We start from the raw sequence: 21098 nt of genomic DNA on the forward strand, positions 1-21098 counted from the left end.
CGATATATATTGACAGCAACAGCAAAAGAAAAGTTTCCCAAAAGTTCTGAAGAGGTGTCTGTAAAAGTATTGGAAACAGATTTCCTCATAATTGGTGCAGGAAACGCTGGCTGCTTTGCAGCAATTGAAGCAAAAAGAATTAACCCAGATGTAAAAGTAACCTTATTGGAAAAGGCTCATATTGATAGAAGTGGGTGTTTGGCTGCTGGAATGGATGCAATTAACACCTATCTTAAAAAGGGCAAAACCATTGATGAATTTGTAAGATGGAGCAGGTCCCAGGCAGGGGGACTATTGCGAGAGGATCTTTTTATTAAAATAGCAGAGAACCTCAACCAGCCAATTGAAGAATGGGAGCAATGGGGACTGCCAATTAAAAAGGACGAAGAAACCGGTGAATATGCTCATAGAGGCAAATGGGATATAGTTATACAAGGGGAATCCATGAAGCCTATCCTGGCGGAAAAGGTTAAAGAATATGGTTGTGAGGTAATAAACAAGGTAATTGCCACAAACTATCTTATAAAAGATGGAAGGGTAGTCGGTGCCTTTGGATTTGGAATTAAAGATGGAGCAATGTATATAATTAAAGCCAAGGCTACGTGTGTGGCAACTGGTGGGGCAGCTGGGTTGTATAAAAACTACACCAGTGATGCAACAGACAGTCATCATCAAATGTGGTACTGCCCATTTAATAATGGAGCCGGCTATGCTATGGGCATCAGGGCAGGGGCTGAGATGACTACCTTTGAAATGAGATGGTGTGCAACCAGAACAAAGGATTTTAATGGTCCTATTGATACTATATCAGTAGGCTACGGAACTCCCATGATAAATGCCAAGGGTGAAAAAATACTTCAGGAAAGATATGCTGATGTGGGAGGAGAAACTGCACCAAGATATATACGAGCTAATGCCCCAATGGAAGAATGGTTAGAAGGCAGAGGCCCATGCTTTGTAGACACAAGAGAAATGTCAGATAAAGATATAAAGGACATGAAAACAGACTATTTAAATGAAAGACCATCTTATGTATTATTTTTAGCTGCAAGGGGCCAGGACCTAAAGGAAGAACCTATTGAGATATATGGAAATGATCCATATATTGTTGGGGGACACACAGCCAGCGGCTATTGGCTAAATGCAGAAGATTGGAGTACTAGCGTACCTGGCTTATTTGCCTGTGGTGACGTTGCAGGTGGAGTACCTAATAAATTTGTTGGTGGCTGCGCAGCAGAGGGGCTTCTTGCAGCAAGGGGAGCATTAGATTATATAGCCAAAGTGGGGGACTCAAGTGTTGAGGTTGAGGAAGGGCAGATTGAAGATGAAAAGGAAAGAATCTATGCACCATTGTTCAGAATGGCAAAAGAAGGCGATGGCATTAAACCTCTAGAGATGGAGGAAAGGATGCAGAGATTAATGGATGAATATGCTGGTGGAGTTCATCAATTCTTTCGAATGAATGAAGAGCAGCTAAAATATGCTCTAAAGCATATTACAATGCTTCAAAGCCAGGTTAAATACCTTATAGCAGAAGATTACTTTGACTTAATGTCAGCCCATGAAGTAATAGACAGGCTGGATGTGGCAGAAGTTCTAATTCATCATTTAATGTTTAGAAAAGAGACAAGATGGCCGGGCTGGCAGACTAGAACTGATTATCCAGAAAAAAATGATGCTGAGTATGGAGATTACTTTGTAAATACTGTTAAGGATTTACAAACTGGAGAGGTAAAAGCTTTTAAAAGAAAATATGAACAGATAGTACCTGGCGACAGGTTAAAACCATAAAAGGAGGGGATCACCTTATGCCACCCAAAATTGACATTAATAAATGTGATGGATGCAAAGCAGAAGAAGAACCATTGTGCGATCAAATCTGTCCAGGTAATTTAATGAAATTAAATGAAAATAACAAGGCTGAATGTAGAGCCAGCAGGGACTGCTGGGACTGCATGTCATGTACAAAAATATGCCCACAAGGTGCTATAGAGACGAAACTCCCTTACCAGCTAGGGTACTATCCGGCAAAGCTCATCCCAAAAGTAGGAACGGATAAAATCATGTGGACCTGTGTGGATATAAATGGCAAAGTAGAAAGGTATGTTATAAAAACTCGCAATAACTAGGAGGATTTCCAAAATGTCTAAGGTAGGAGTAGTATTATGCCGCTGCAATTCTCTTATTGATAAGAAAATTGACATAACATATATCAAGGAAAAGTTGACTGGAGATAAGAATATTTCTTCCATTATTGAAGTTGATATGTTATGCAGTCCTGTGGGTCGAGACACCTTTGAAAAGCTTGCCATGGATAATAGTATTGATAGGTTTGTTGTGGCGGCCTGCTCCCCCTTTGCTAAAGGTACAGTTCTTACAAATTATGCAACCAATCTAGGCATTTCATTAGGCTTGTTTGAAATAGTGAATATTAGAGAGCAATGTGCCTGGGTCCATGATATGGAAGGAGCAACACAAAAGGGCTTGATACTTATTAAAATGGGTCTAAACAGGATTATAAAAGCAAAACCAGATCCGGATACAGAACCAGATAGCTGTATCTTGAAATGTGCTAAAATCAATGAACTAAAATGTGATAAATGCAAACGCTGTTTAGAGGAGTGTCCCAACAATGCCATTAGCTTAAAAGAGAATGGCTACCCATTGATTAATAGACAGATTTGCCAAGCTTGTGGCGTATGTATGGGTGGCTGCCCCCTGGGAGTTATATCATTGCCCAGCTTAAAGATTGAAGAAATCAGCCATATGTTAAAAGCAATACCAGGTGAAAGCCTTCCGGCAATAGCGGGTTTCTTTTGTGACTTTGCTTATGAGGAAGCAGACCTAATGGGACATATGGGTGCCAAATATCCAACTAACCTTTATATAATCAGAGTGCCTTGTTCAGGTGCAGTTAATATGATTACAGTAAATGATGCCATTGGAGAAGGGTTAGATGGAGTTTTGATTGCAGGATGTGAAGCCAGTCAGTGTGAAAGGAAAAAGGGCAATGAGCTGGCTAGATATAGAATAGAAAATTTTCAAAAAAATTTGGAAGAGCAGTTTTTGGAGAGGGAGAGACTAACCTATATTTCTCTAGGTGAGGGCTATAAGGAGGCCTCTGCAATAAACCAGGAAAAATGTAATAAATGTGGTTTCTGCAGGCAGATATGTCCATATGGTGCTGTTAAAATCCAGGGAGATAGCAGTTATCAGATCCATGCAAAGGCCTGTCGTTTATGTGGAACATGTGCAGCTTCATGTAAAGCCGGTGCAATTGTAGTTCCAGATTCCAGTGATAAGAAGATAATGGACGCTATTGCCACTATACTAGCTAGTTGAAATTGGAGGTAAATATGGGCATAAACCTATTAATATGCAGCTATGAAAAGTGCTTGGACAACAAAATAGATATTTTTAATATTAAAGAAAGCTTTGAAAAACATGGGTGTGAAGTGGTTGTGCACCAAAATTTCTGTGAAGAGGTGGCTAAAAGCTTAAAAATTGAGCTGTTCAGCAGTCCTCAGAAACCAACAGTATTTGCCGGATGTTCACCCTCTGTCATGGAGAAAAAGCTAAAATTTCTATTTGATGCACCCCTGGAAGTAGCTAATATTAGAGAACAGTGTGCCTGGTCATGTGATAACACTAAAGATGCAACCAATCTTTGCAAAAAAATTATAAATTTAGCTGTTAATCAGGTTAAATACTGTCGAAAATCTGGTAAACGAGATAACGTTTTAGGTAATACCATTGAGGAATATGTGTCCTTAATTGAAAACTATGGGCCTAACCCGTTTAAAATGTAAAGCTCTGGAGAGATTTATAACCCAGGGCTTTACTTTTGTCTTATAATCTTCACCATATATACATATTTTCCAGTAGGAAATTAAGTGTCAGATGAAGAAATAATTACTATTGTGTAAAAAAAGGAATTCATGGAGGTGCTTTATGACAATCAATGTTACTTTCAATACAGGTGAGAATTTAGAGATTAACCCTGGGACCTCTTTGCTGGAAATCACTAGAATGATTGAGCAGCCGGCATACCCCTTTGTTGCCGCAGCAGTTAATAATGAGCTCAGGGATCTTCACTACAGGATTTATGAACCATCTAAAGTAGGCTTCATAGATTTAACAACTGATATAGGCAACAGGATATATGTAAGAAGTCTAAGTATTGTTTTCATAAGAGCTGCCCGGGAAGTGATACCCAACTGTGATGTAATGGTTGAACATTCACTCTCAAAGGGATTATATTGTGAAATAAGGGGTAAATCACTTACAACAGCTTTAGTGAAAAACATAGAGAAGAGGATGAAAGAAATAATAGATGCTGATGAGCCTATAGAAAAGATAGAGGTTTCAAAAGAAGAAGCATTAGAAATATTTGAAGGTTATGGACAACACGATAAAATTAAAATGCTGCAGTTTTTGCCTTCATCTAAAGGGAAGATCTACAGATGTGGGTGGATGTATGATTTTTTCTATGGATATCTAGTTCCTAGTACCGGATATTTAAAAAAATTTACTCTCCAATTTCATTTACCAGGCGTAATAATACGTTTTCCTTTAGCCCAAAATCCAGATACCATACCTCCCTTTGAGCCCCAACCAAAGTTAGCAAGAATATTTTATGAAGCTGAAAGATGGGCAGAAATTTTGGAGGTCAATACTATTGCAGATTTAAACGAAGCCATTGCCAATGGAAGTATATCAAAATTAATCAAGGTGGCTGAAGCCCTTCATGAGAAGAAGGTTGCAAATATTGCAGATGAAATAGAAAAATACAAGGATAGGGGTAATATTATCCTTATTGCCGGCCCTTCCTCTTCAGGAAAGACAACCTTTGCTGAACGGCTTATGATTCAGCTAATGGTTAATGGCTTAAAACCCATATCCATATCAATGGATGACTATTTTGTAGATAGAGATAAAACTCCCATTGATGAGAATGGGGAATATGACTTTGAAGCCATTGAGGCCCTGGATCTGGAATTATTAAATGAACACCTGACCCAGCTTATTCAAGGGGAAGAGGTAGAGGTTCCTGTTTTTAATTTTAAGCTTGGAAAAAGAGAATTTTTAGGTCATAAAATAAAAATAAGGCCTGAACAGCCCATTATTATTGAAGGAATACATGGCCTAAATGAAAAGCTAACCTATTCAATACCCAAGGATCATAAATTCAAAATTTATATTTCATGTTTAACCCAGTTAAACATTGACAATCATAACAGAATTCCTACTACTGATATAAGAAAGCTTAGAAGGCTTGTTCGAGACCATCAATTTAGAGGCCTTAGCGCTTTAGATACTTTAAGAATCTGGCCTTCAGTCAGAAGGGGAGAGGATAGAAATATATTTCCCTTCCAGGAAGACGCAGATATAATGTTTAATTCATCATTAATATATGAATTGGCAGTCTTAAAAGAATATGCACAGCCCCTGTTACTTGAAATAACCAGGGAAAGCCCTGATTATATTGAGGCACAGAGATTATTAAGGTTTTTGACCTATGTGCTGCCTTTAGATGGAAAAGAGATACCTTTGAATTCCATTATCAAGGAGTTTATAGGCTAGAATTTAATAAACCCACCCAGTAAATGCACCATAATTAAACTTATAATGGTTACTGATATGGCAGCCACCATGCCAATGTAAAAAGGTTTAAGACCCAGGCCCTTAAATACACCAATATTAGTTGCAAGTCCTATGCCTGCCATGGCAATCCCCAGCATGTATTTAGAGCCTAGCGTGCTTAGGCTTCTCCAGAGGGTCTGCCAGGCGTCTGGATTAAGTGCACCAAAGGCTAGTCCCTGGGACGTTACTCCAGCATCACCTATAGTTCTGATAATAGCCAGGGATAGAAAGCCTAATACAAATAAGGGTATTAGTTTATACCAGTTATACAGGTTTTTGTCATTAGCACCTGTTCTATCAGCAACAATGTTCAGGTAATAGTAAGACATTATGGGAACTATTACTACAAGCAGAGAATTCCTGGTTAACTTGGTTATCGTTGCAATATCTATTACCTGAGCCATATTATAAACTTGATCGTAGATTAACGCAGCACCGGCAACCTGGGCAGTTTCATGTATTGCTGTTCCCAAAAACAGGCCAGCTTTGATTGGATCATTTTGAAAAATATAAAAAGCTAAATATGGGTAAAAAAACATGGCAATAATACCAAATAGGGTTACATTGGCAATGGCATAAGCTATTTCCTCATCATTTGCCTTAATCCCTGGGGAAGTTCCTACAATGGCTGTTACACCACAAATACTAGTGCCTACAGCAGTTAGTACGCCTAGTCTTTGGGATTGATGCAGCCATTTTGTAATCCAAAGGGTGACAAATAGTCCAGTCAATACACTAGCAAGAATAATTGGCAGTCCCCATGAGCCTAACTTGAGGACATCCAGAAAGCTTAGCCTGATGCCTAATAGAACTATCCCAAACTTTAACATAAAATGAATGGAAAAAATAACACCATCCTTAAAAATAAGGGGTAATCCAAAGATATTTCTAATTAATAGTCCCAGGATAACAGCCAGGAAAATTCCTGAGATTGGGCTGGAGGCATTTTCCAGACCCTGTAATCTAGTAATTACTTGACCAATAATATCTGCAATTACTCCACCTAATAGCATTACTGCAAAACAGAAAGCAATACCTGGCAGTACTTGTTTGATTTTTTTCATAAACCTTCGCTCCTTTTTTAACCTCCGGGGTATTGCACTTAATTATACTTTACTTTGCCCTCGTGTGGTTATTCGAATATCCTAAGCCCTTGATAACAAATGGATATGGCATAAACACAACAATAAAGATTTTAAATAGGATATTTTAGATGATATTAATCCTTTAACGCTCTTCAGATAGGGGTTTTGGCTTTGATATTCATTTATCTTTTTTTTATAAAAAGAAAGGTGTAAAGGAAAAATTAACCCAAATAACAAAGTCCTCCTGTCAAGCATATAATAGATAGAAACTTAGTTTGTTAAATCTATTATGGATAACCTTGAAAGGGGGGATTTTTATGTTTTTTACCCATGAGATACAGACTGGAGAAACTTTGGAAAACCTGGCCCAGCGTTTTGATACCACAGTTGAAGAAATAATGAATTACAATGAAATAAGAAACCCTACTAGAATATCAGCACGAACTGTAATCATTATTCCAGTCCCAATAGTACCACCTACTGTACCTTCACCAAGACCACCGGCAAATTTTTCTGTACGAGTAATAAGAGGTCTGCTGTATGTCCTATCGACTGATAGAATGCTCTATCGCCGAAGTCAACCTGTAAGGATGACACTAGTCAAGACAAATATTACTGATCATCCCATTGCCTTAAGATATCCAACTTCCCAGAGGTTTGATTTTTATGTTCGCAGGGGAACTGCAGGTCGGGTTCTATGGCAGTGGTCCGCAGATAGGGTCTTTGCCCAGGTAGTTGAACGACTTGTACTTCAGCCAGGACAATCGCAAGTTTTTCGAGCAAACTGGGATCAAAGGACTAATGAAGGGGAGTTCGTGGGAACTGGAGTATTTACAGTTCAAGGAGAGAATGTGGCTGATGAGCTAATGAGTCAGCGTGTTTCTTTAAGGATAAGGATTGTTTAAAAATATTAAAACCTGCTGGAAACCCTATTACAGGCTGGGCAAATGGACCTTAATAGGGTCTTCTTGTACTATCACCAACATAATTTCATAATATTTTACCAGTGCTAAATAATTATATTTTTGGTAATGTTGTATGTTGTAAGGCTATTGCAGTATACTAGTTGTTAACAATAAGAAAAAAGAGATAGGGGGAAGCATAATTGAAATATACAGAAGCTAGTATTGGCAGGATATTTATCTTACGCCTGGAAAAAGGGGATATTATTCCAAAGACAATTGAGGACTTTGCTCGTGAAAAGAAAATAGAATCTGCCTCTGTTTTTTTTATTGGGGGAGCAGATAAAGGCAGTAAGGTTGTGGTTGGTCCTGAAGACGGCTCTGCTATAAAGCCTATACCAGTTACACTGCCTCTTCCCAGGGTTAGCGAGTCATTAGGTGTTGGAACTATTTTTAAGAATGAAGAGGGTGTATTAAAGCTCCATATGCATTCAGCCTTTGGTCATGGCAAGGATACCATAGCAGGCTGTACTCGCCAGGGTGTAGATGTATGGCTCTATGGAGAGGTAATAATCATGGAACTTGTAAACTCTTCAGCTAAAAGAAAAGTGGATCCCCAGACAGGATTTGAACTTTTAGAAGTCTAAAAATATTTTAATATAATTATTGGAGGAATAATGCAAATGGGTAAAAAGAAGAAAGAATTATGGGAGATTTTAGGCATGCTTTTTCGGGCACATCCCTGGCATGGGGTTTCCCTTGGTGATGAGCAGCCCCAGGTTGTAACAGCTTACATAGAACTAGTACCAAGTGATACTGTTAAGTACGAAATTGATAAATACAGTGGACATCTAAAAGTGGATAGACCCCAGACTTATTCAAATATTTGCCCCACATTATATGGCATGCTCCCTCAAACATACTCCGGGGAAAGGGTGGCAGGTATATGCAATAAAAAAACTGGAAGGACAGATATAGTAGGGGATAGGGATCCTCTAGACATCTGTGTTTTAACTGAAAAGCTAGTGCCTCATGGTGACATATTACTTAAAGCCCGGCCCATAGGGGGTTTTCGTATGCTTGATGGTGGAGAGGCTGACGATAAGATAATTGCTGTAATGAAAAATGATGCCCTATATGAAAACTGGTCAGATATCCAGAGCTGTCCTTCAGCAGTAATTGAACGTTTAGAGCATTATTTTCTTACATACAAGCAAGCTCCAGGCAGCAAAAAAACCCAGTCTGAGATACTGGGTATATACGGCAGGGATGAAGCCTATGAAATTATTGAGGCGGCACATGCTGATTATGCTGATAAATATGGTGATGTAAAACAGGCTTTAAGTTCAGTGCTAAAATTTAAGCCCTGACCATTTTTGAACCTTCAATATCTATTACTTCTCCCTGGCAACACATGATAAGCTCCTGAACAAGGATGTTAAAATATTAGAAGATAATGACGGATTACTATAGAAACCTTGGGTTAATTGTCATCTACTTGCTAATACTAAACCTGAGAAGGTAGAAGCTGCATTAATAATACATTAAAAGGAGTGAACAAGCAGATGAAATATCCAAGGCTTTTTGAAAAGGGATCAATTGGAACTATGACAATTAGAAATCGTACAGTCATGCCAGCAATGGGGACAAATCTGGCTAATGAAACAGGTGGGGTTTCCCAGGCAATGGTACACTACTACAGAGCCAGGGCCAAGGGGGGTGTGGGTTTAATTATAACAGAATTAGTAAGTGTGGATTCTCCAGGTGGGTATGCCATTCCCAAGCAGCTTGATTTACACAGTAACGCATTTATAGCTGGCCACAATGAGCTTGTAGAAGCTGTTCATGAGCACGGAGCTAAAATAGTTCCCCAACTACACCATGCTGGCCGTCAGACCACCACAGAAAATACCAGGGGACTACAGCCAGTTGCGCCATCTGCCATCCCTGACCCTTATTTACAAATTATTCCTAGAGAACTAACGTTGAGCGAGATAGAGGATATTATTGACAAGTTTGTCCAGGGAGCCATTAGAGCCCAAAAAGCAGGCTATGATGGTGTAGAGATACACGGAGCCCATGGTTATCTTGTGGCCCAGTTTATGTCTCCTTCAAGTAATAGAAGAACAGATATGTATGGTGGAGATACTGCCGGGCGTATGGGGTTTCCCACGGAAATTGTCAGGAGAATTAAAAAGGAAACAAAAGGAAACTTTCCTGTAATATTTAGGTACAGTGGAGATGAGTTTATACAAGGCGGCATCAATCTAGAAGAGGCAAAATTAATGGCAAAAATCTTGGAGGAAGCAGGTGCAGATGCCTTACATATTTCTTCTGGAACCTATGCTTCCATGCATACTATCCTGGAGCCAATGAATTACCCTGAGGCCTGGAGAGCCTACCTGGCCGAGCAAATAAAAAAAGTAGTTGGCATACCTGTAATAACGGTTGGCAACATTCGCAGCCCACAAGTGGCAGAAAATCTTCTCAATGAAGAAAAGGCAGATTTTATAGCCCTTGGAAGAACACTTATTGCTGATCCTGAATGGCCTTTAAAGGTTATGCTGGATAGGGATGAAGATATTAGGAAGTGTATAACCTGCAATCTTGGTTGTATCAGTGAACGTGTGTTTAAAAACCTCCACATTCGCTGTACAGTTAATCCGGTAGCTGGCAGAGAAATTGAGTACCCTTCAATCCCCTTCTCCTATAATTCCAAGCATTTTGTTGTAGTTGGAGGTGGCCCTGCCGGGATGGAGGCTGCAAGGGTATTAGCAGAGGCAGGTAATAAGGTAAGCTTAATTGAAAGAGAATCTGAGCTAGGTGGTCAAATTAGAATTGCAGCTGTTCCTCCAGGCAAGGATAAGATACGCTGGAGTATTGAATATTTAGAGACACAAATTCGCAGTTTGGGAGTAGATATACAATTAAAAACGGAAGCTACGGCAGAAATACTCCAGGGAATGGATGCAGATTGTTTTGTCATTGCAACAGGTGCTGCCCCTATTATTCCAAGTATCAAAGGTGTAAACAGCCCCAATGTGACAACTGCATGGGAAATATTAGCTGGTCAATATGAGGCTGGGGGAAAGGTCATTGTAGTTGGTGGCGGCAGTGTTGGATGTGAAACTGCCCTTTACCTGAGGTTAAAAGGTATTGAAGTTACCGTTCTGGAGATGGAGGAAACCCTTGCAGATGACATGGAACCCATCACAAGAACTGTCTTTTTGGAAGAAATGGGAAACCTTCAGATTCAGGCCTTTACAGGCTATAAGGTTCAGAGGATAGAGATAAATGGGGTAGTGGTCCTTGATAAAAATTGGAGGGAACACTGGTTTCCATGTGATCATGTTGTACTGTCCATGGGTGCAGGCCCTATCAACCATCTTGAGGACCAATTGAAGCAAAAGGGGTTAAAAGTTGCAGTAATTGGAGACGCTAAAAAACCACGAAAACTTAGGGAAGCAATTTCAGAAGGATTTATGGCAGCCCATGAGCTAATAAAGAACGCTACTTATCCCAATCTACGGCATCAATTCGCCGTGGAGGAAGTTTTCCACAGGGGAGAATACAGGTCTATTCTTCAGTAAGAAAGTTTACTTTAATAGTCTCAGCTTTATTGTAAAGTTTCCCCTTGCAAAGGATTCCCCATAACTGCCGGAAGCCGCGTGTCCTTGTGCCGCGGTAGTTCACTGGGTGATTGTATTTAAATAATGAACAAGCCCGGACAATTGCCGGGCTTTGCTCTTATCTCTTTATATTTAAAAACTATACTCAACTACAACCCTGGCATATACCTCTACATCACCTGGTATTATTGTGGTGGGAGGATCAAATCCAGCCGTTTCATCCATCATCATTTCCTTTTGAAATGCTGCTCTAAAGGGAGAATAACCTGAGCCTTCCTCACTAATTGATTTAATTCCAGTTATTTTTACGCCAGCACCCTTTGCAATTGCTTCACCTTTAGATTTAGCTTGTGCTGTAGCGGCCTGCAGTGCCTGCAGCTTAACAGCTTCATTATTCTTAAGTTCAAAGTGAACTGATTGCACCTGATTAGCCCCTGAGGCAATGGCCTTATCAATAACCTGTCCAATCATTTCTAAATTATTAAGGGTTATGGTTAATGAATTATAAACCCTGTACTGGGTAGGCAGCTGCTCTTTAGGTCTTTCTGGGTATCCATGGTCAAGTTGTGTGTGCAGGCTGTAAGTCCCTGTTTTAATTTGGTCATCCTTTAATCCAAGCCTTTTTAATTCTGCTATTACTTTATCCATGGATTTAGCATTTTCTGCCGCAGCTGTTCTAGCATCAGTGCCAATAGTCTCCACTGCCAGGACAATAATACACTGATCTGGAGATGCTGTAAGCATGGACTCTCCTATTACTCTAATTACACCGCTGCTGTCAGGAACAGATGCAATGCCAGGACTTGATGCACTATTAAATGTTAGCAGTGATAAAACTAGAAATGCGGCCAAAATAAGCAGTAATTTTTTGTTTTTCATGTAAATCCCCTCTCTTTTTATGTGGTGCTTTACTAACTTAGACGAGGAAAAAAAGATATTGTTCCCACAAACTATGCTAAACAAAAATATAATAATATAATGCTAAACAGCACTGCCAGTGAGCATTACAGTAAGTTTCTGGGAACAAAGCAGAGAGGCTTACCATTATTTAGTTAAGATGTTTTTGTTAACAGGTACTTACACATGAAAAGGGGCTAATGAAACATGCTTCATGCCCCCTTTAACCTATGGAATTATTCAAATAAACTAATTATCACTAGTTAGCCTGCAGCAGTTTAAGCTGGTTAATAACACTGGCATCTGCAAGGGTGGTGGTATCACCCAGGGATCTATTTTCTGCAATATCTCGCAACAAACGTCTCATTATTTTTCCGCTGCGGGTTTTGGGAAGCTCTGTGAAAAATATCTCTTCCGGTCTTGCCAGGGCACCAATTTTGATTACCACATGCTGCTTGATTTCCTTTGCAAGGTCAAGATTTCCCTCGTGGCCTTCTCTAAGGGTAATAAACGCTACAACTGCCTGGCCTTTTAACTCATGGCTCCGACCGATAACCGCTGCTTCGGCAACAGCGGGATGATCCACTAAAGCACTTTCTACCTCCATGGTTCCAATACGGTGGCCTGCTACATTAATTACATCATCAATCCTGCCCATTATCCAGAAGTAGCCATCTTCATCTGTTTTTGCTCCATCACCTGTAAAGTAAGTATTCTCAAACCTACTCCAGTACTGGAATATGAATCTATCAGTATCCCCATAAATATTTCGCAGCATGGCAGGCCAGGGAGACTTAAGTACTAGAAATCCTCCTGTCCCATTTGGCACAGGGTTTCCAGCTGCATCAACTATCTGGGCATTTATACCCGGCAGGGGTTTGGTTGCTGAACCAGGCTTTGTGGCAGTAATGCCGGGTAAAGGTGATATGAGAATTTGACCAGTTTCAGTTTGCCACCAGGTATCAACAATAGGGCACCTTTCACCTCCAATATGTTTGTGGTACCACATCCATGCTTCAGGATTAATGGGTTCTCCTACAGTTCCTAATAGCCTCAAGCTTGACAGGTCCCTTTTTTCAGGCCATTTTGAGCCCCACTTCATACATGCCCTTATTGCAGTTGGTGCAGTATAGAAAATAGTTGCCTTGTATTTTTCAATTATTTCCCAGAAACGGTCCTTTTCAGGCCAATCAGGTGCACCCTCGTACATGATAGTGGTAGCACCATTGGCTAGAGGCCCATAAACTAGATAGCTGTGCCCTGTTATCCAGCCAATGTCAGCAGTACACCAGTAAATATCATCTTCCTTTAAATCGAATACCATTTTGTGGGTTGAAGCAACTCCTGTTAAATAACCACCTGTTGTATGCACTATGCCTTTTGGTTTGCCTGTGGTACCGCTTGTGTATAAAATAAACAGCATATCCTCTGAATCCATTTCCTCTGCAGGGCAGTGGTCTGAGCTGTCTGCCATGAGCTCATGCCACCACAAATCCCTGCCTGGGTGCATTGACGCTAGACCATTATCACCTATACGGCTGACCACTATAACCTTTTCAACTGATGGACAATTTTCAACAGCTGCATTTACGCTATGCTTTAGCGGGATTATTCCCCCGCGCCTATAGCCGCCATCAGCTGTAATGACAAGTTTGGATTTGCAGTCATTAATGCGCTCCTGTAGAGCCTGGGAGCTAAAACCCCCAAAAACTATGCTGTGTACCGCGCCAATTCTAGCACAGGCAAGCATTGCAATTGTCAGTTCAGGTATCATGGGCATATACAGGGTAACCCTATCTCCCCTTTGTATGCCCTGGTTCTTTAAAACATTTGCAAAGAGTTTTACTTCTCTGGTCAGGTCACCATAGGTTAAAGTTTTTGATTCTCCTGGTTCACCCTCCCAGATAATTGCCGGCTTGTTTTTTCGGAGGCCATCTGCATGTCTGTCAAGACAGTTATATGCAGCATTAATTTTTCCATTGATAAACCACTTGGCAAAGGGCGGTTCCCATTCCAGGGCCTTATCCCATTTTTTAAACCAATAGAGATTTTCTGCTTCCTTCTCCCAATATGCTGTGAAATCCCTTGAAGCAGTTTCGTATATACTATTATCCTGTATGTTTGCTTGTTTTGTAAAAGTGGAAGATGGATAAAATTTTCTTTCTTCTCTTAATAATTCTTCCAATGATACTCCTCCCTCTCAAGTGATATAGATAGATATTTATTCTATATTACGTTGGTCGTAAAATAAAAGAAAGAGAAATGAGGCTTACTGCAGTATATTTAAGATAATATGAAGATTTTAAAAGGTAAATGGAAGGATAATAAAAGACTCCCTTTAGGGGGAGTCCTTAAATGGCTGGTAACCTAGTATACAAAGGCTTTTAAAACGTGCTATGGCTTCTTCATTAACCTTTTTTCCTACTCTTACTGAAAACATGTTGGCGGGGTGAGCTATTATTTCAGGCTCATCAGTTATCCACGCTTCAAAACCCACGGAACACAGCAGCTTCTCCATCAGGTTTCTATATTCCCACATTTTAAGGTTTGTATCTTCAAGATCCCAGTGCCAGTAATACTCGTTGGAGATTACGATTTTGTCATCAAAATAGTCTGTGGAGAAGGCAGCCTCAAGTATTTTCGAGGCAAGTCTATACTGACGCCAATGATTGCTGACTTCTATTCCTCCTAATTCCAGGAGAACATTAGCTAAATCTGGATGGCTCCAACGTTGGTACTCATCAGGTCTGTGAAATGCCGCATATCCTACAACAAGCTTCTCATGTCTGGCTATAAAGACTCTCCCCTCTGGCAGGGCTGATATTTCTATAAGTGCGTTTTTTTGCAATCCATGATTCCTAAAAGACTTTAAACAGGGCTCCAAGTCCAGCTCCTTTATATATTCAGGCACCACGGGGCCTTCCACAACAATACTGCCAGCAGGTGTCTCCACTATTAATTCTTTGACAATATGAGCATTATTATTGCTGCTGTAAACCTTTGATATGGTGTCCACCTCCTTGAAGGCATCCCATGAGGCGATTTAAGTTTACTATATTTTTTTCCCGAATTTCCTCTATATGAGGGTGGTCTTCATGGGAACAGGATGGGTCGAATAATGTTCTGGAAAGAGCTACTGGACTAATCCTGCCCCATTTTTCAAGCCAGGTCCTGGGCAATTCCCTGGGAATAGTTCTGTTTGAAACTTCTCCCCATACCAGGGACCAGGCTCTGGGAACAACATTCCAGATATCATAGCCTCCACCCCCCAAAGCAACCCACTTTCCCTGGGCATATTCATGGGCTAGCCTATGTATAAGCTGTGGTATATAGGAAAGGGTTTTATTTGTTACAGAAATATGAGTTAAGGGATCCAGGTGGTGAATGTCACATCCATGCTGGCTGATTATTATGTCTGGTCTAAAGCTTTTTGCAGATGCAGTTAATAGCTTTTCAAGGCATTCCATATATGAACAATCATTTGTATAGGGTTCTAATGGAAGATTGATGCAGTACCCCCTGCCCATACCCACGCCCATTTCATCAATATTACCTGTTCCAGGAAAAAGATAACGGCCCGACTCGTGAATTGATACAGTTAATACGTTAGGGTCACTATAAAAAAACCACTGGACTCCATCACCATGGTGGGCATCAGTATCAATATACATTACCCTAATCCTGTACTTTTTTCTCATCCAGGCAATTGCTACAGCTATATCATTATAAATACAGAAACCAGAGGCTTGATTCTGCTTAGCATGATGCAATCCGCCGCTAATATTTAATGAATGGTCGGTCCGTGTTTCAAGAACAAGCTCAGCAGCCTTGACGGTAGCTCCTACCGTCAGACTGGCTGCTTCATGCATGCTGCAGAATATGGGATTATCATCTGTCCCCAATCCACAGGAAAGATTTTTGCCAGTGGTTAAATTTTTTAAACTGGCATTTTGTACTAATTCAATGTAACCTGGATCATGGACAAGGGTAAGGGTTTCAAAGGAAGCTGGCAATGGTGCTACGATTTCATCTGAAAAAAGCACATGCATATGTTTAAGAAGGTCAGTAGTTATTTCTAAACGAAGAGGGTCAAAGGGATGTCCCTCAGCAAATTTGTACTGGGATAACTGTTGCGAAAATATATATTTTCCAGCACCTGGCATGTTTATACACCTCCCAATATGGTAAAAGGACACATGACTAGGTAAGGAGACACTTGGTTTTAGGTCTAACTCTATAGCCGACTATGTCCCCAATCCGTAAAACAAGACAGAAGAACCGTCCCTATGTCTTAGGGCCAGAGTACTTTGAAGCCTACCTTTCTAATTTCACTTATAATCCCATCTGGCACCATTGTACCAACCCGCATGGTTAAGGTGGAAAAACCGGGCTTATCCTTTACTTTTCTAAGGAAGACACTATTAATGTTAATATCCATTTTCTTCATAATTTCAGCCACATCAGCCAGAACTCCAGGTCTATCCAAGAATTCAATAACTATTAAAGAACCTGGGGTGTCAACTCCCATTAATTCAACAAGTGCTCTAATCAAGTCACCATGGGTTACAATACCCACGATTTTACCCCCATTTATTACAGGCAGGGAACCAATTCGATTGCGATAGAGTAGGGCGGCAGCTTCATCAACAGAATCCAATGGGTGGGCGGTTATCACATTGGTTTTCATTATCTGCTCCACTTTAATGGCTTTGAGGAAATCCATATTCTCACTTTCTAGGGTTGAAGGTTTTACATCTCGTAAATCCCTGTCGGATACAATGCCTACAAGTTCGGTATCATTAATAATAGGAAGATGTCTTATACGATGTTGGTTAATCAATGCCAACGCTTCAAAAATATTAGTATTAGGAGATACTGTAATTACATTTTGGGTCATTATTTCCTTTACCAGCATTTTATATGCCCCCCTCCAGGCAAATTTTTATTGCCTTAATCTTTTCTCTTTAATAAACCTAATTCCTTCTAAAAAATATTTTTAGTTGTAATAATAGCAATGGAATAATTTACATTGTTTATGAAACAAGGTAGAATGTTTATAGTGGTACAATAATACTATAACGAAAAGCAGGAAGGGAGGCAGCAATAAGTAAATTACCTTATTGCAGACATACTATGGAAATACTATTGGGAGTAATAGGTATCCTCATATTAATTGCAGTTTTCATGTACAACAGATTAATTACACTAAGGAATTCTGTAAAAAATGCCTGGTCTGGTATAGAAACCCAGCTGCAAAGAAGGTATGATCTTATACCAAATCTTGTTGAGACAGTAAAGGGATATATGGCACATGAAAGGGAGGTTCTAGAAAGCGTAACAAAGGCTAGAACTGCATTTTTAAATGCAGATTCAGTAAAAGAAACTGCCCAGGCAGAAAACATGATGGCTGGAGCTTTAAAAACCCTCTTTGCCGTATCTGAGAATTATCCTGAGCTTAAAGCATCTCAAAACTTTTTAATGCTGCAGGAAGAGCTTGCTGGAACTGAAAACAAGGTTAGCTATGCAAGGCAGCGGTATAACAACTCTGTTATGGATTACAATACTGCAATTCAAAAGTTTCCTGCCAATTTATTTGCCGGCATGTTTGGTTTTAAGGAAACAGACTTTTTTGAAGTTGAAAATGTGGAAGCTCGTCAGGCTGTTAAGGTTAAATTTTAGGCTTGCATTGGCTTACCTAAGAAATAGGAAGGTAATATTAAATGGGTATTTATCAGCAAATACAAAGAAACAAGAGGAATACATTAATATTTTTAGCCCTTTTTATCTTTCTGATAGCTGCTGTTGTTTACGCAGCAGCTATTAGCCTTGACCCTCAATCTGCTTATTTTTTTGTTACACTGGCTTTTATTTTTACCCTGGTTGGAAGTTTTTTCTCCTATTATTACAGTGATAAAATTCTTTTGAAGATGGCAAATGCACGACCTGTTTCCAAGGAAAGGGAACCTTATCTATACCACACAATTGAAGGTGTGGCAATTGCAGCAGGAATTCCAACTCCTAAGGCCTATGTGATTGAAACAGATGTGCCTAATGCCTTTGCCACAGGACGTAACCCTGACAATTCTGCCGTAGCTGTTACCAGGGGATTAATGAATATGCTTAACAGGGAAGAACTTGAGGGAGTAGTAGCTCATGAAATGGCTCATATAAAGAATTACGATATTTTATTTGCTACCTTAGTGGTTGTCCTTGCCGGGACACTAGTCTATTTATCAGCCATATTGCGCAGGGCCTTTTTCTTTGGTGGAGGCTATAGAGGCAACAGAAGAGGGGGAGGCAAGGCTAATCCCATTATTATAATTATTGGAATCATAACCGTAGTCCTTGCACCAATTGCTGCAAAAATTGCCCAGATGGCAGTTTCCCGCAACAGGGAATACCTGGCCGATGCCACTGCTGCTAACATGCTGGGGTATCCCATGGGTCTAGCCTCTGCTCTAGAGAAGCTGGGCAGATATAACGATCCCATAAAAGCGCAGCGAGATGGCTTTGCCAATGAAGCTAATGCAGGGCTTTTTATAGTAAATCCTCTTGCAAAAAGGGTAAATGTTGATTCGTTGTTCAGCACACATCCTCCCATTGAAAAGAGAGTTGAGAGGCTGAGAAATATGTAACAGTGTCTAAACGAATTAACCGACGGAGAGTTATATAGGCATATTTACAGCAATTAATGTGAAAAAAATCACAATTTAATTGTGGCTATTTTGCACTAAATAAATCCTCAACATGTGGGAAAAAAAGGAATTAACTGTGTCATTTAGCTTACCCTCACATATTATATAGTGAAAAACAATAAGAGGGGGTAAAAAAATGCCAGATGTATTTGTTGCTAGTATAATCAATCAAAAAACAGTTAATCAGAGTGCTCAGCAGGTATTAGTTGCAGTAGCAGCCCAGGTATTATTTGTAATAGAAGCCCAGTTTGGATTTGCCACTAATGAGGATAACGATCAGATTAATAACTAGGGAATTTTATTATAACTTAGGAAAGGAATGAGTAAATTGAAAATTGGTTTCACAAAGGATGGCTTGACGCTCAATTCTAAGAAGTTTGATCCTTTAAATATTACAGTAAACGGTCATGGGATAGAATCAAATAGGACAGTAGAAAATGTAGATCCTTTTCAGTTGTTAGAGGGGTTGGCCTCATGCAGAAGGCCTGAAGCTACTAGATTAGATCAAATAAGGGCTCTACAATCAGTTATATCTAGATTTAGATAGGTCAAAAAAAATATTCAGGGGGTAATATTAATGCCAGATGTATTTGTTGCCAGTGTGATCAATCAAAAAACAGTAAACCAAAGTGCCCAGCAGGTATTAGTTGCTGTTGCTGCACAAGTTCTGTTTGTAATAGAAGCTCAGTTTGGTTTTGCTACTAATGAAGATAATGATCTTATTGAAGATTAAGGAGGTTAAATAAAAAATGAATAGTTTAGCAGGAAAATATTTAAATCCTCCTCACTCAAGAAGAAGGAGATGCAACAATACACCAAATCAATCTGGGGATTTATTTGTTGCCAGTGTAATCAATCAAAAAATTGTTAACCAGAGTGCCCAGCAGGTATTAGTTGCTGTTGCTGCACAGGTTAATTTCATAATAGAAGCTCAGTTTGGGTTCTCTACTAATGAAGATAATGACCAAATTCTTACGTGAAAATAAATAGGAGTTATGTAATGAGGCCTCTAATATTAGAGGCCTCATTACATAAACTCATTGCATTTTTTACCAGACGGATTTAAAACATAAAACCTATTATACAGGAATAATCATTTAGAGAATATATATACTTAAAAAAATAACTTGGGGAGGATGTTATATGTCAGAAAAGGACAATTTGGATAAATTATCCAAGCTAAAGGGACCCGCCCATGTATATATGCAGGCAGAAATTATTGATCAGCTTAATACTAATAACCAATCAAACATGACACTTAGTGCTTATTCTATAATTACCCAATCTAGTTCCATGGTTAAAATATCTAGTACTGATGAAGCTGGAGGTGAAATATCTAGTCATGTTCAAAATGAAAGCAAACAATTGGATAAGGATTAAAAATCTGAATAACAAAAAAATGCCGGAGGAAATCAGAATTGACAAGGACGGTAGTGTTTATATAGATGGCGAACTATTTGATGAGACCAGTACAAAATATAAGAACTTAAGTGTGAGTGTTGAAAAATACAATAAGCTAAATACTGGAGAAGAAACAAAAAAGATGATTGCCAGTCAAAAGGAAGCTGCCAAAGGGGAAACAAAAGTAATTACAGATATAAAGGATAAAGATAAAACAGAACTAACTACAGTTAAGTTTTAACCCACATTTTGTCTAGGGGGTGTAAAAATTTGGTTGACATTTATAAAGAGAAGAAAGTTGAGGAAAGTGCAAATATGGATAGAGAAGAGTTTTCCAAGGACGAATCAACAATTGAAACAGAAGAAGTTAAAAAAAGTAAATTTAACAGGATTTCAGTTGCAGGGTTAGAGATAGAGATTAATGATGAAGAGTTTAATTGCAATCCAATTGAACTGCTGGAAGAAATGTACTTAATCAAAGAGGATAAAAATTTAAACGATACAGAAAAACAAGATAAGGTACGAGAAGCAATAAAAAAATATGTGGGGTGAAATATTTGAAACAAGGAAAATTCCCTGCAATTGTAAATTTGTCAAATCAGGCAAATTTCTGTGAAGCAAAAAAAAGCATACTATCCCAGTTTAACCTAATAGTTATTTTAGGATTAGCTCACTTAAAGAAATATAATGATCTTGATAATAACCTGGTACCCATTTCCATAAAGGTGACTAAATCAGGAGAAATAGAACTTACAGGTCTAGATGATAGTACTAGAGAAAATGTTCAAATATATTCAGATAGTAAAATTAGTAAAACTCAAGAAGGTACGAAGGGAGATTAGGGAT

The 21098-nt window shown here is 39.3% G+C and carries 25 protein-coding genes; 19 read left to right on the top strand and 6 right to left on the bottom strand.

All coding sequences use genetic code 11. The annotated features are described in order from the left end of the window. Positions 1 to 9: 9 nt before the first annotated feature. The 5 genes from K364_RS0121095 (at position 10) to K364_RS0121115 (ending at position 5583) form a co-directional block, all read left to right on the top strand. A complete protein-coding gene (locus tag K364_RS0121095; RefSeq protein ID WP_035270612.1) occupies positions 10 to 1791 on the top strand; it encodes an adenylyl-sulfate reductase subunit alpha in 1782 nt (593 codons plus the stop codon). A 17-nt stretch (positions 1792 to 1808) separates the two neighbouring features. Then, positions 1809 to 2129 carry a 4Fe-4S binding protein gene (locus K364_RS0121100; RefSeq protein WP_028309646.1) on the top strand — a complete coding sequence of 107 codons (321 nt, stop codon included), beginning with the start codon at positions 1809 to 1811 and terminating at the stop codon, positions 2127 to 2129. A 13-nt stretch (positions 2130 to 2142) separates the two neighbouring features. After that, positions 2143 to 3342 carry a hydrogenase iron-sulfur subunit gene (locus K364_RS0121105; protein WP_028309647.1) on the top strand — a complete coding sequence of 400 codons (1200 nt, stop codon included), beginning with the start codon at positions 2143 to 2145 and terminating at the stop codon, positions 3340 to 3342. A gap of 14 nt (positions 3343 to 3356) precedes the next feature. Beyond that, positions 3357 to 3809, top strand: coding sequence for a hypothetical protein (locus tag K364_RS0121110; protein ID WP_028309648.1), 453 nt, complete (start codon positions 3357 to 3359; stop codon positions 3807 to 3809). A 142-nt stretch (positions 3810 to 3951) separates the two neighbouring features. Continuing rightward, positions 3952 to 5583, top strand: a complete 1632-nt coding sequence (locus tag K364_RS0121115) for a nucleoside kinase (protein WP_035270615.1) — start codon at positions 3952 to 3954, stop codon at positions 5581 to 5583. On the opposite strand, the gene K364_RS0121120 is transcribed toward K364_RS0121115, so the two are convergent. Next, entirely contained in the window at positions 5580 to 6707 is a 1128-nt protein-coding gene (locus K364_RS0121120) for a YeiH family protein (protein ID WP_028309650.1), read from the bottom strand. The genes K364_RS0121115 and K364_RS0121120 overlap by 4 nt on opposite strands. A 338-nt stretch (positions 6708 to 7045) precedes the next feature. Between K364_RS0121120 and K364_RS0121125 the strand changes: the two genes are divergently transcribed. The 4 genes from K364_RS0121125 (at position 7046) to K364_RS25150 (ending at position 11220) form a co-directional block, all read left to right on the top strand. Beyond that, positions 7046 to 7633: a BsuPI-related putative proteinase inhibitor gene (locus tag K364_RS0121125; RefSeq protein ID WP_028309651.1), complete on the top strand. Its 588-nt coding sequence runs from the start codon at positions 7046 to 7048 to the stop codon at positions 7631 to 7633. Positions 7634 to 7833: 200 nt separating this feature from the next. Further along, positions 7834 to 8277: a PPC domain-containing DNA-binding protein gene (locus tag K364_RS0121130; RefSeq protein ID WP_028309652.1), complete on the top strand. Its 444-nt coding sequence runs from the start codon at positions 7834 to 7836 to the stop codon at positions 8275 to 8277. A gap of 36 nt (positions 8278 to 8313) precedes the next feature. Then, on the top strand, positions 8314 to 9000 hold the full coding sequence (locus K364_RS0121135) for an inorganic pyrophosphatase (RefSeq protein WP_028309653.1): 687 nt from the start codon (positions 8314 to 8316) through the stop codon (positions 8998 to 9000). A 195-nt stretch (positions 9001 to 9195) separates the two neighbouring features. Continuing rightward, complete coding sequence (locus tag K364_RS25150; RefSeq protein ID WP_084296141.1) at positions 9196 to 11220, top strand: FAD-dependent oxidoreductase; 2025 nt, start codon at positions 9196 to 9198, stop codon at positions 11218 to 11220. Positions 11221 to 11391: 171 nt separating this feature from the next. On the opposite strand, the gene K364_RS0121145 is transcribed toward K364_RS25150, so the two are convergent. The 5 genes from K364_RS0121145 to K364_RS0121165 all read right to left on the bottom strand — a co-directional run bounded on the left by K364_RS0121145 (position 11392) and on the right by K364_RS0121165 (position 17071). Then, positions 11392 to 12138: an SIMPL domain-containing protein gene (locus K364_RS0121145; protein WP_028309654.1), complete on the bottom strand. Its 747-nt coding sequence runs from the start codon at positions 12136 to 12138 to the stop codon at positions 11392 to 11394. Positions 12139 to 12415: 277 nt separating this feature from the next. Next, the gene (acs, locus tag K364_RS0121150) at positions 12416 to 14341 is read right to left on the bottom strand and encodes an acetate--CoA ligase (RefSeq protein ID WP_028309655.1); all 1926 of its coding nucleotides are present in this window, start codon (positions 14339 to 14341) and stop codon (positions 12416 to 12418) included. Between the two features lie 153 nt (positions 14342 to 14494). Next, positions 14495 to 15172, bottom strand: a complete 678-nt coding sequence (locus tag K364_RS25155; RefSeq protein WP_051534300.1) for a hypothetical protein — start codon at positions 15170 to 15172, stop codon at positions 14495 to 14497. After that, the gene (locus K364_RS25160; RefSeq protein ID WP_051534301.1) at positions 15138 to 16319 is read right to left on the bottom strand and encodes an acetoin utilization protein AcuC; all 1182 of its coding nucleotides are present in this window, start codon (positions 16317 to 16319) and stop codon (positions 15138 to 15140) included. Before K364_RS25160 ends, K364_RS25155 begins: the two co-directional genes overlap by 35 nt. Positions 16320 to 16447: 128 nt before the next feature. Next, positions 16448 to 17071, bottom strand: a complete 624-nt coding sequence (locus K364_RS0121165; protein WP_028309656.1) for a CBS and ACT domain-containing protein — start codon at positions 17069 to 17071, stop codon at positions 16448 to 16450. A 218-nt stretch (positions 17072 to 17289) separates the two neighbouring features. Here K364_RS0121165 and K364_RS0121170 point away from each other — a divergent pair, with 218 nt between their 5' ends. From K364_RS0121170 to K364_RS0121215, 10 genes are all read left to right on the top strand, one after another. Continuing rightward, positions 17290 to 17835: a LemA family protein gene (locus K364_RS0121170; protein WP_035270619.1), complete on the top strand. Its 546-nt coding sequence runs from the start codon at positions 17290 to 17292 to the stop codon at positions 17833 to 17835. Between the two features lie 41 nt (positions 17836 to 17876). Next, entirely contained in the window at positions 17877 to 18791 is a 915-nt protein-coding gene (locus tag K364_RS0121175) for a M48 family metalloprotease (RefSeq protein ID WP_028309658.1), read from the top strand. Positions 18792 to 18987: 196 nt separating this feature from the next. Further along, complete coding sequence (locus K364_RS27005; protein WP_169734777.1) at positions 18988 to 19143, top strand: hypothetical protein; 156 nt, start codon at positions 18988 to 18990, stop codon at positions 19141 to 19143. A 36-nt stretch (positions 19144 to 19179) separates the two neighbouring features. Next, positions 19180 to 19398, top strand: coding sequence for a hypothetical protein (locus K364_RS0121185; protein ID WP_028309659.1), 219 nt, complete (start codon positions 19180 to 19182; stop codon positions 19396 to 19398). Between the two features lie 30 nt (positions 19399 to 19428). Next, positions 19429 to 19584 (top strand): hypothetical protein, encoded by a 156-nt coding sequence (locus K364_RS27010; protein ID WP_169734778.1) that lies wholly within the window; start codon positions 19429 to 19431, stop codon positions 19582 to 19584. Between the two features lie 16 nt (positions 19585 to 19600). After that, complete coding sequence (locus K364_RS25165; protein WP_035270622.1) at positions 19601 to 19831, top strand: hypothetical protein; 231 nt, start codon at positions 19601 to 19603, stop codon at positions 19829 to 19831. Between the two features lie 163 nt (positions 19832 to 19994). Beyond that, the gene (locus K364_RS0121200; RefSeq protein ID WP_028309660.1) at positions 19995 to 20231 is read left to right on the top strand and encodes a hypothetical protein; all 237 of its coding nucleotides are present in this window, start codon (positions 19995 to 19997) and stop codon (positions 20229 to 20231) included. Beyond that, positions 20194 to 20493, top strand: a complete 300-nt coding sequence (locus tag K364_RS0121205) for a hypothetical protein (RefSeq protein WP_028309661.1) — start codon at positions 20194 to 20196, stop codon at positions 20491 to 20493. The genes K364_RS0121200 and K364_RS0121205 overlap by 38 nt, the downstream gene beginning before the upstream one ends. A gap of 29 nt (positions 20494 to 20522) precedes the next feature. Further along, on the top strand, positions 20523 to 20804 hold the full coding sequence (locus K364_RS0121210; protein WP_028309662.1) for a hypothetical protein: 282 nt from the start codon (positions 20523 to 20525) through the stop codon (positions 20802 to 20804). Positions 20805 to 20809: 5 nt separating this feature from the next. Continuing rightward, on the top strand, positions 20810 to 21094 hold the full coding sequence (locus K364_RS0121215) for a hypothetical protein (RefSeq protein ID WP_028309663.1): 285 nt from the start codon (positions 20810 to 20812) through the stop codon (positions 21092 to 21094). The last annotated feature ends 4 nt before the right edge of the window (positions 21095 to 21098 follow it).

Source organism: Desulfitibacter alkalitolerans DSM 16504 (assembly GCF_000620305.1).
Classification (GTDB): domain Bacteria; phylum Bacillota; class DSM-16504; order Desulfitibacterales; family Desulfitibacteraceae; genus Desulfitibacter; species Desulfitibacter alkalitolerans.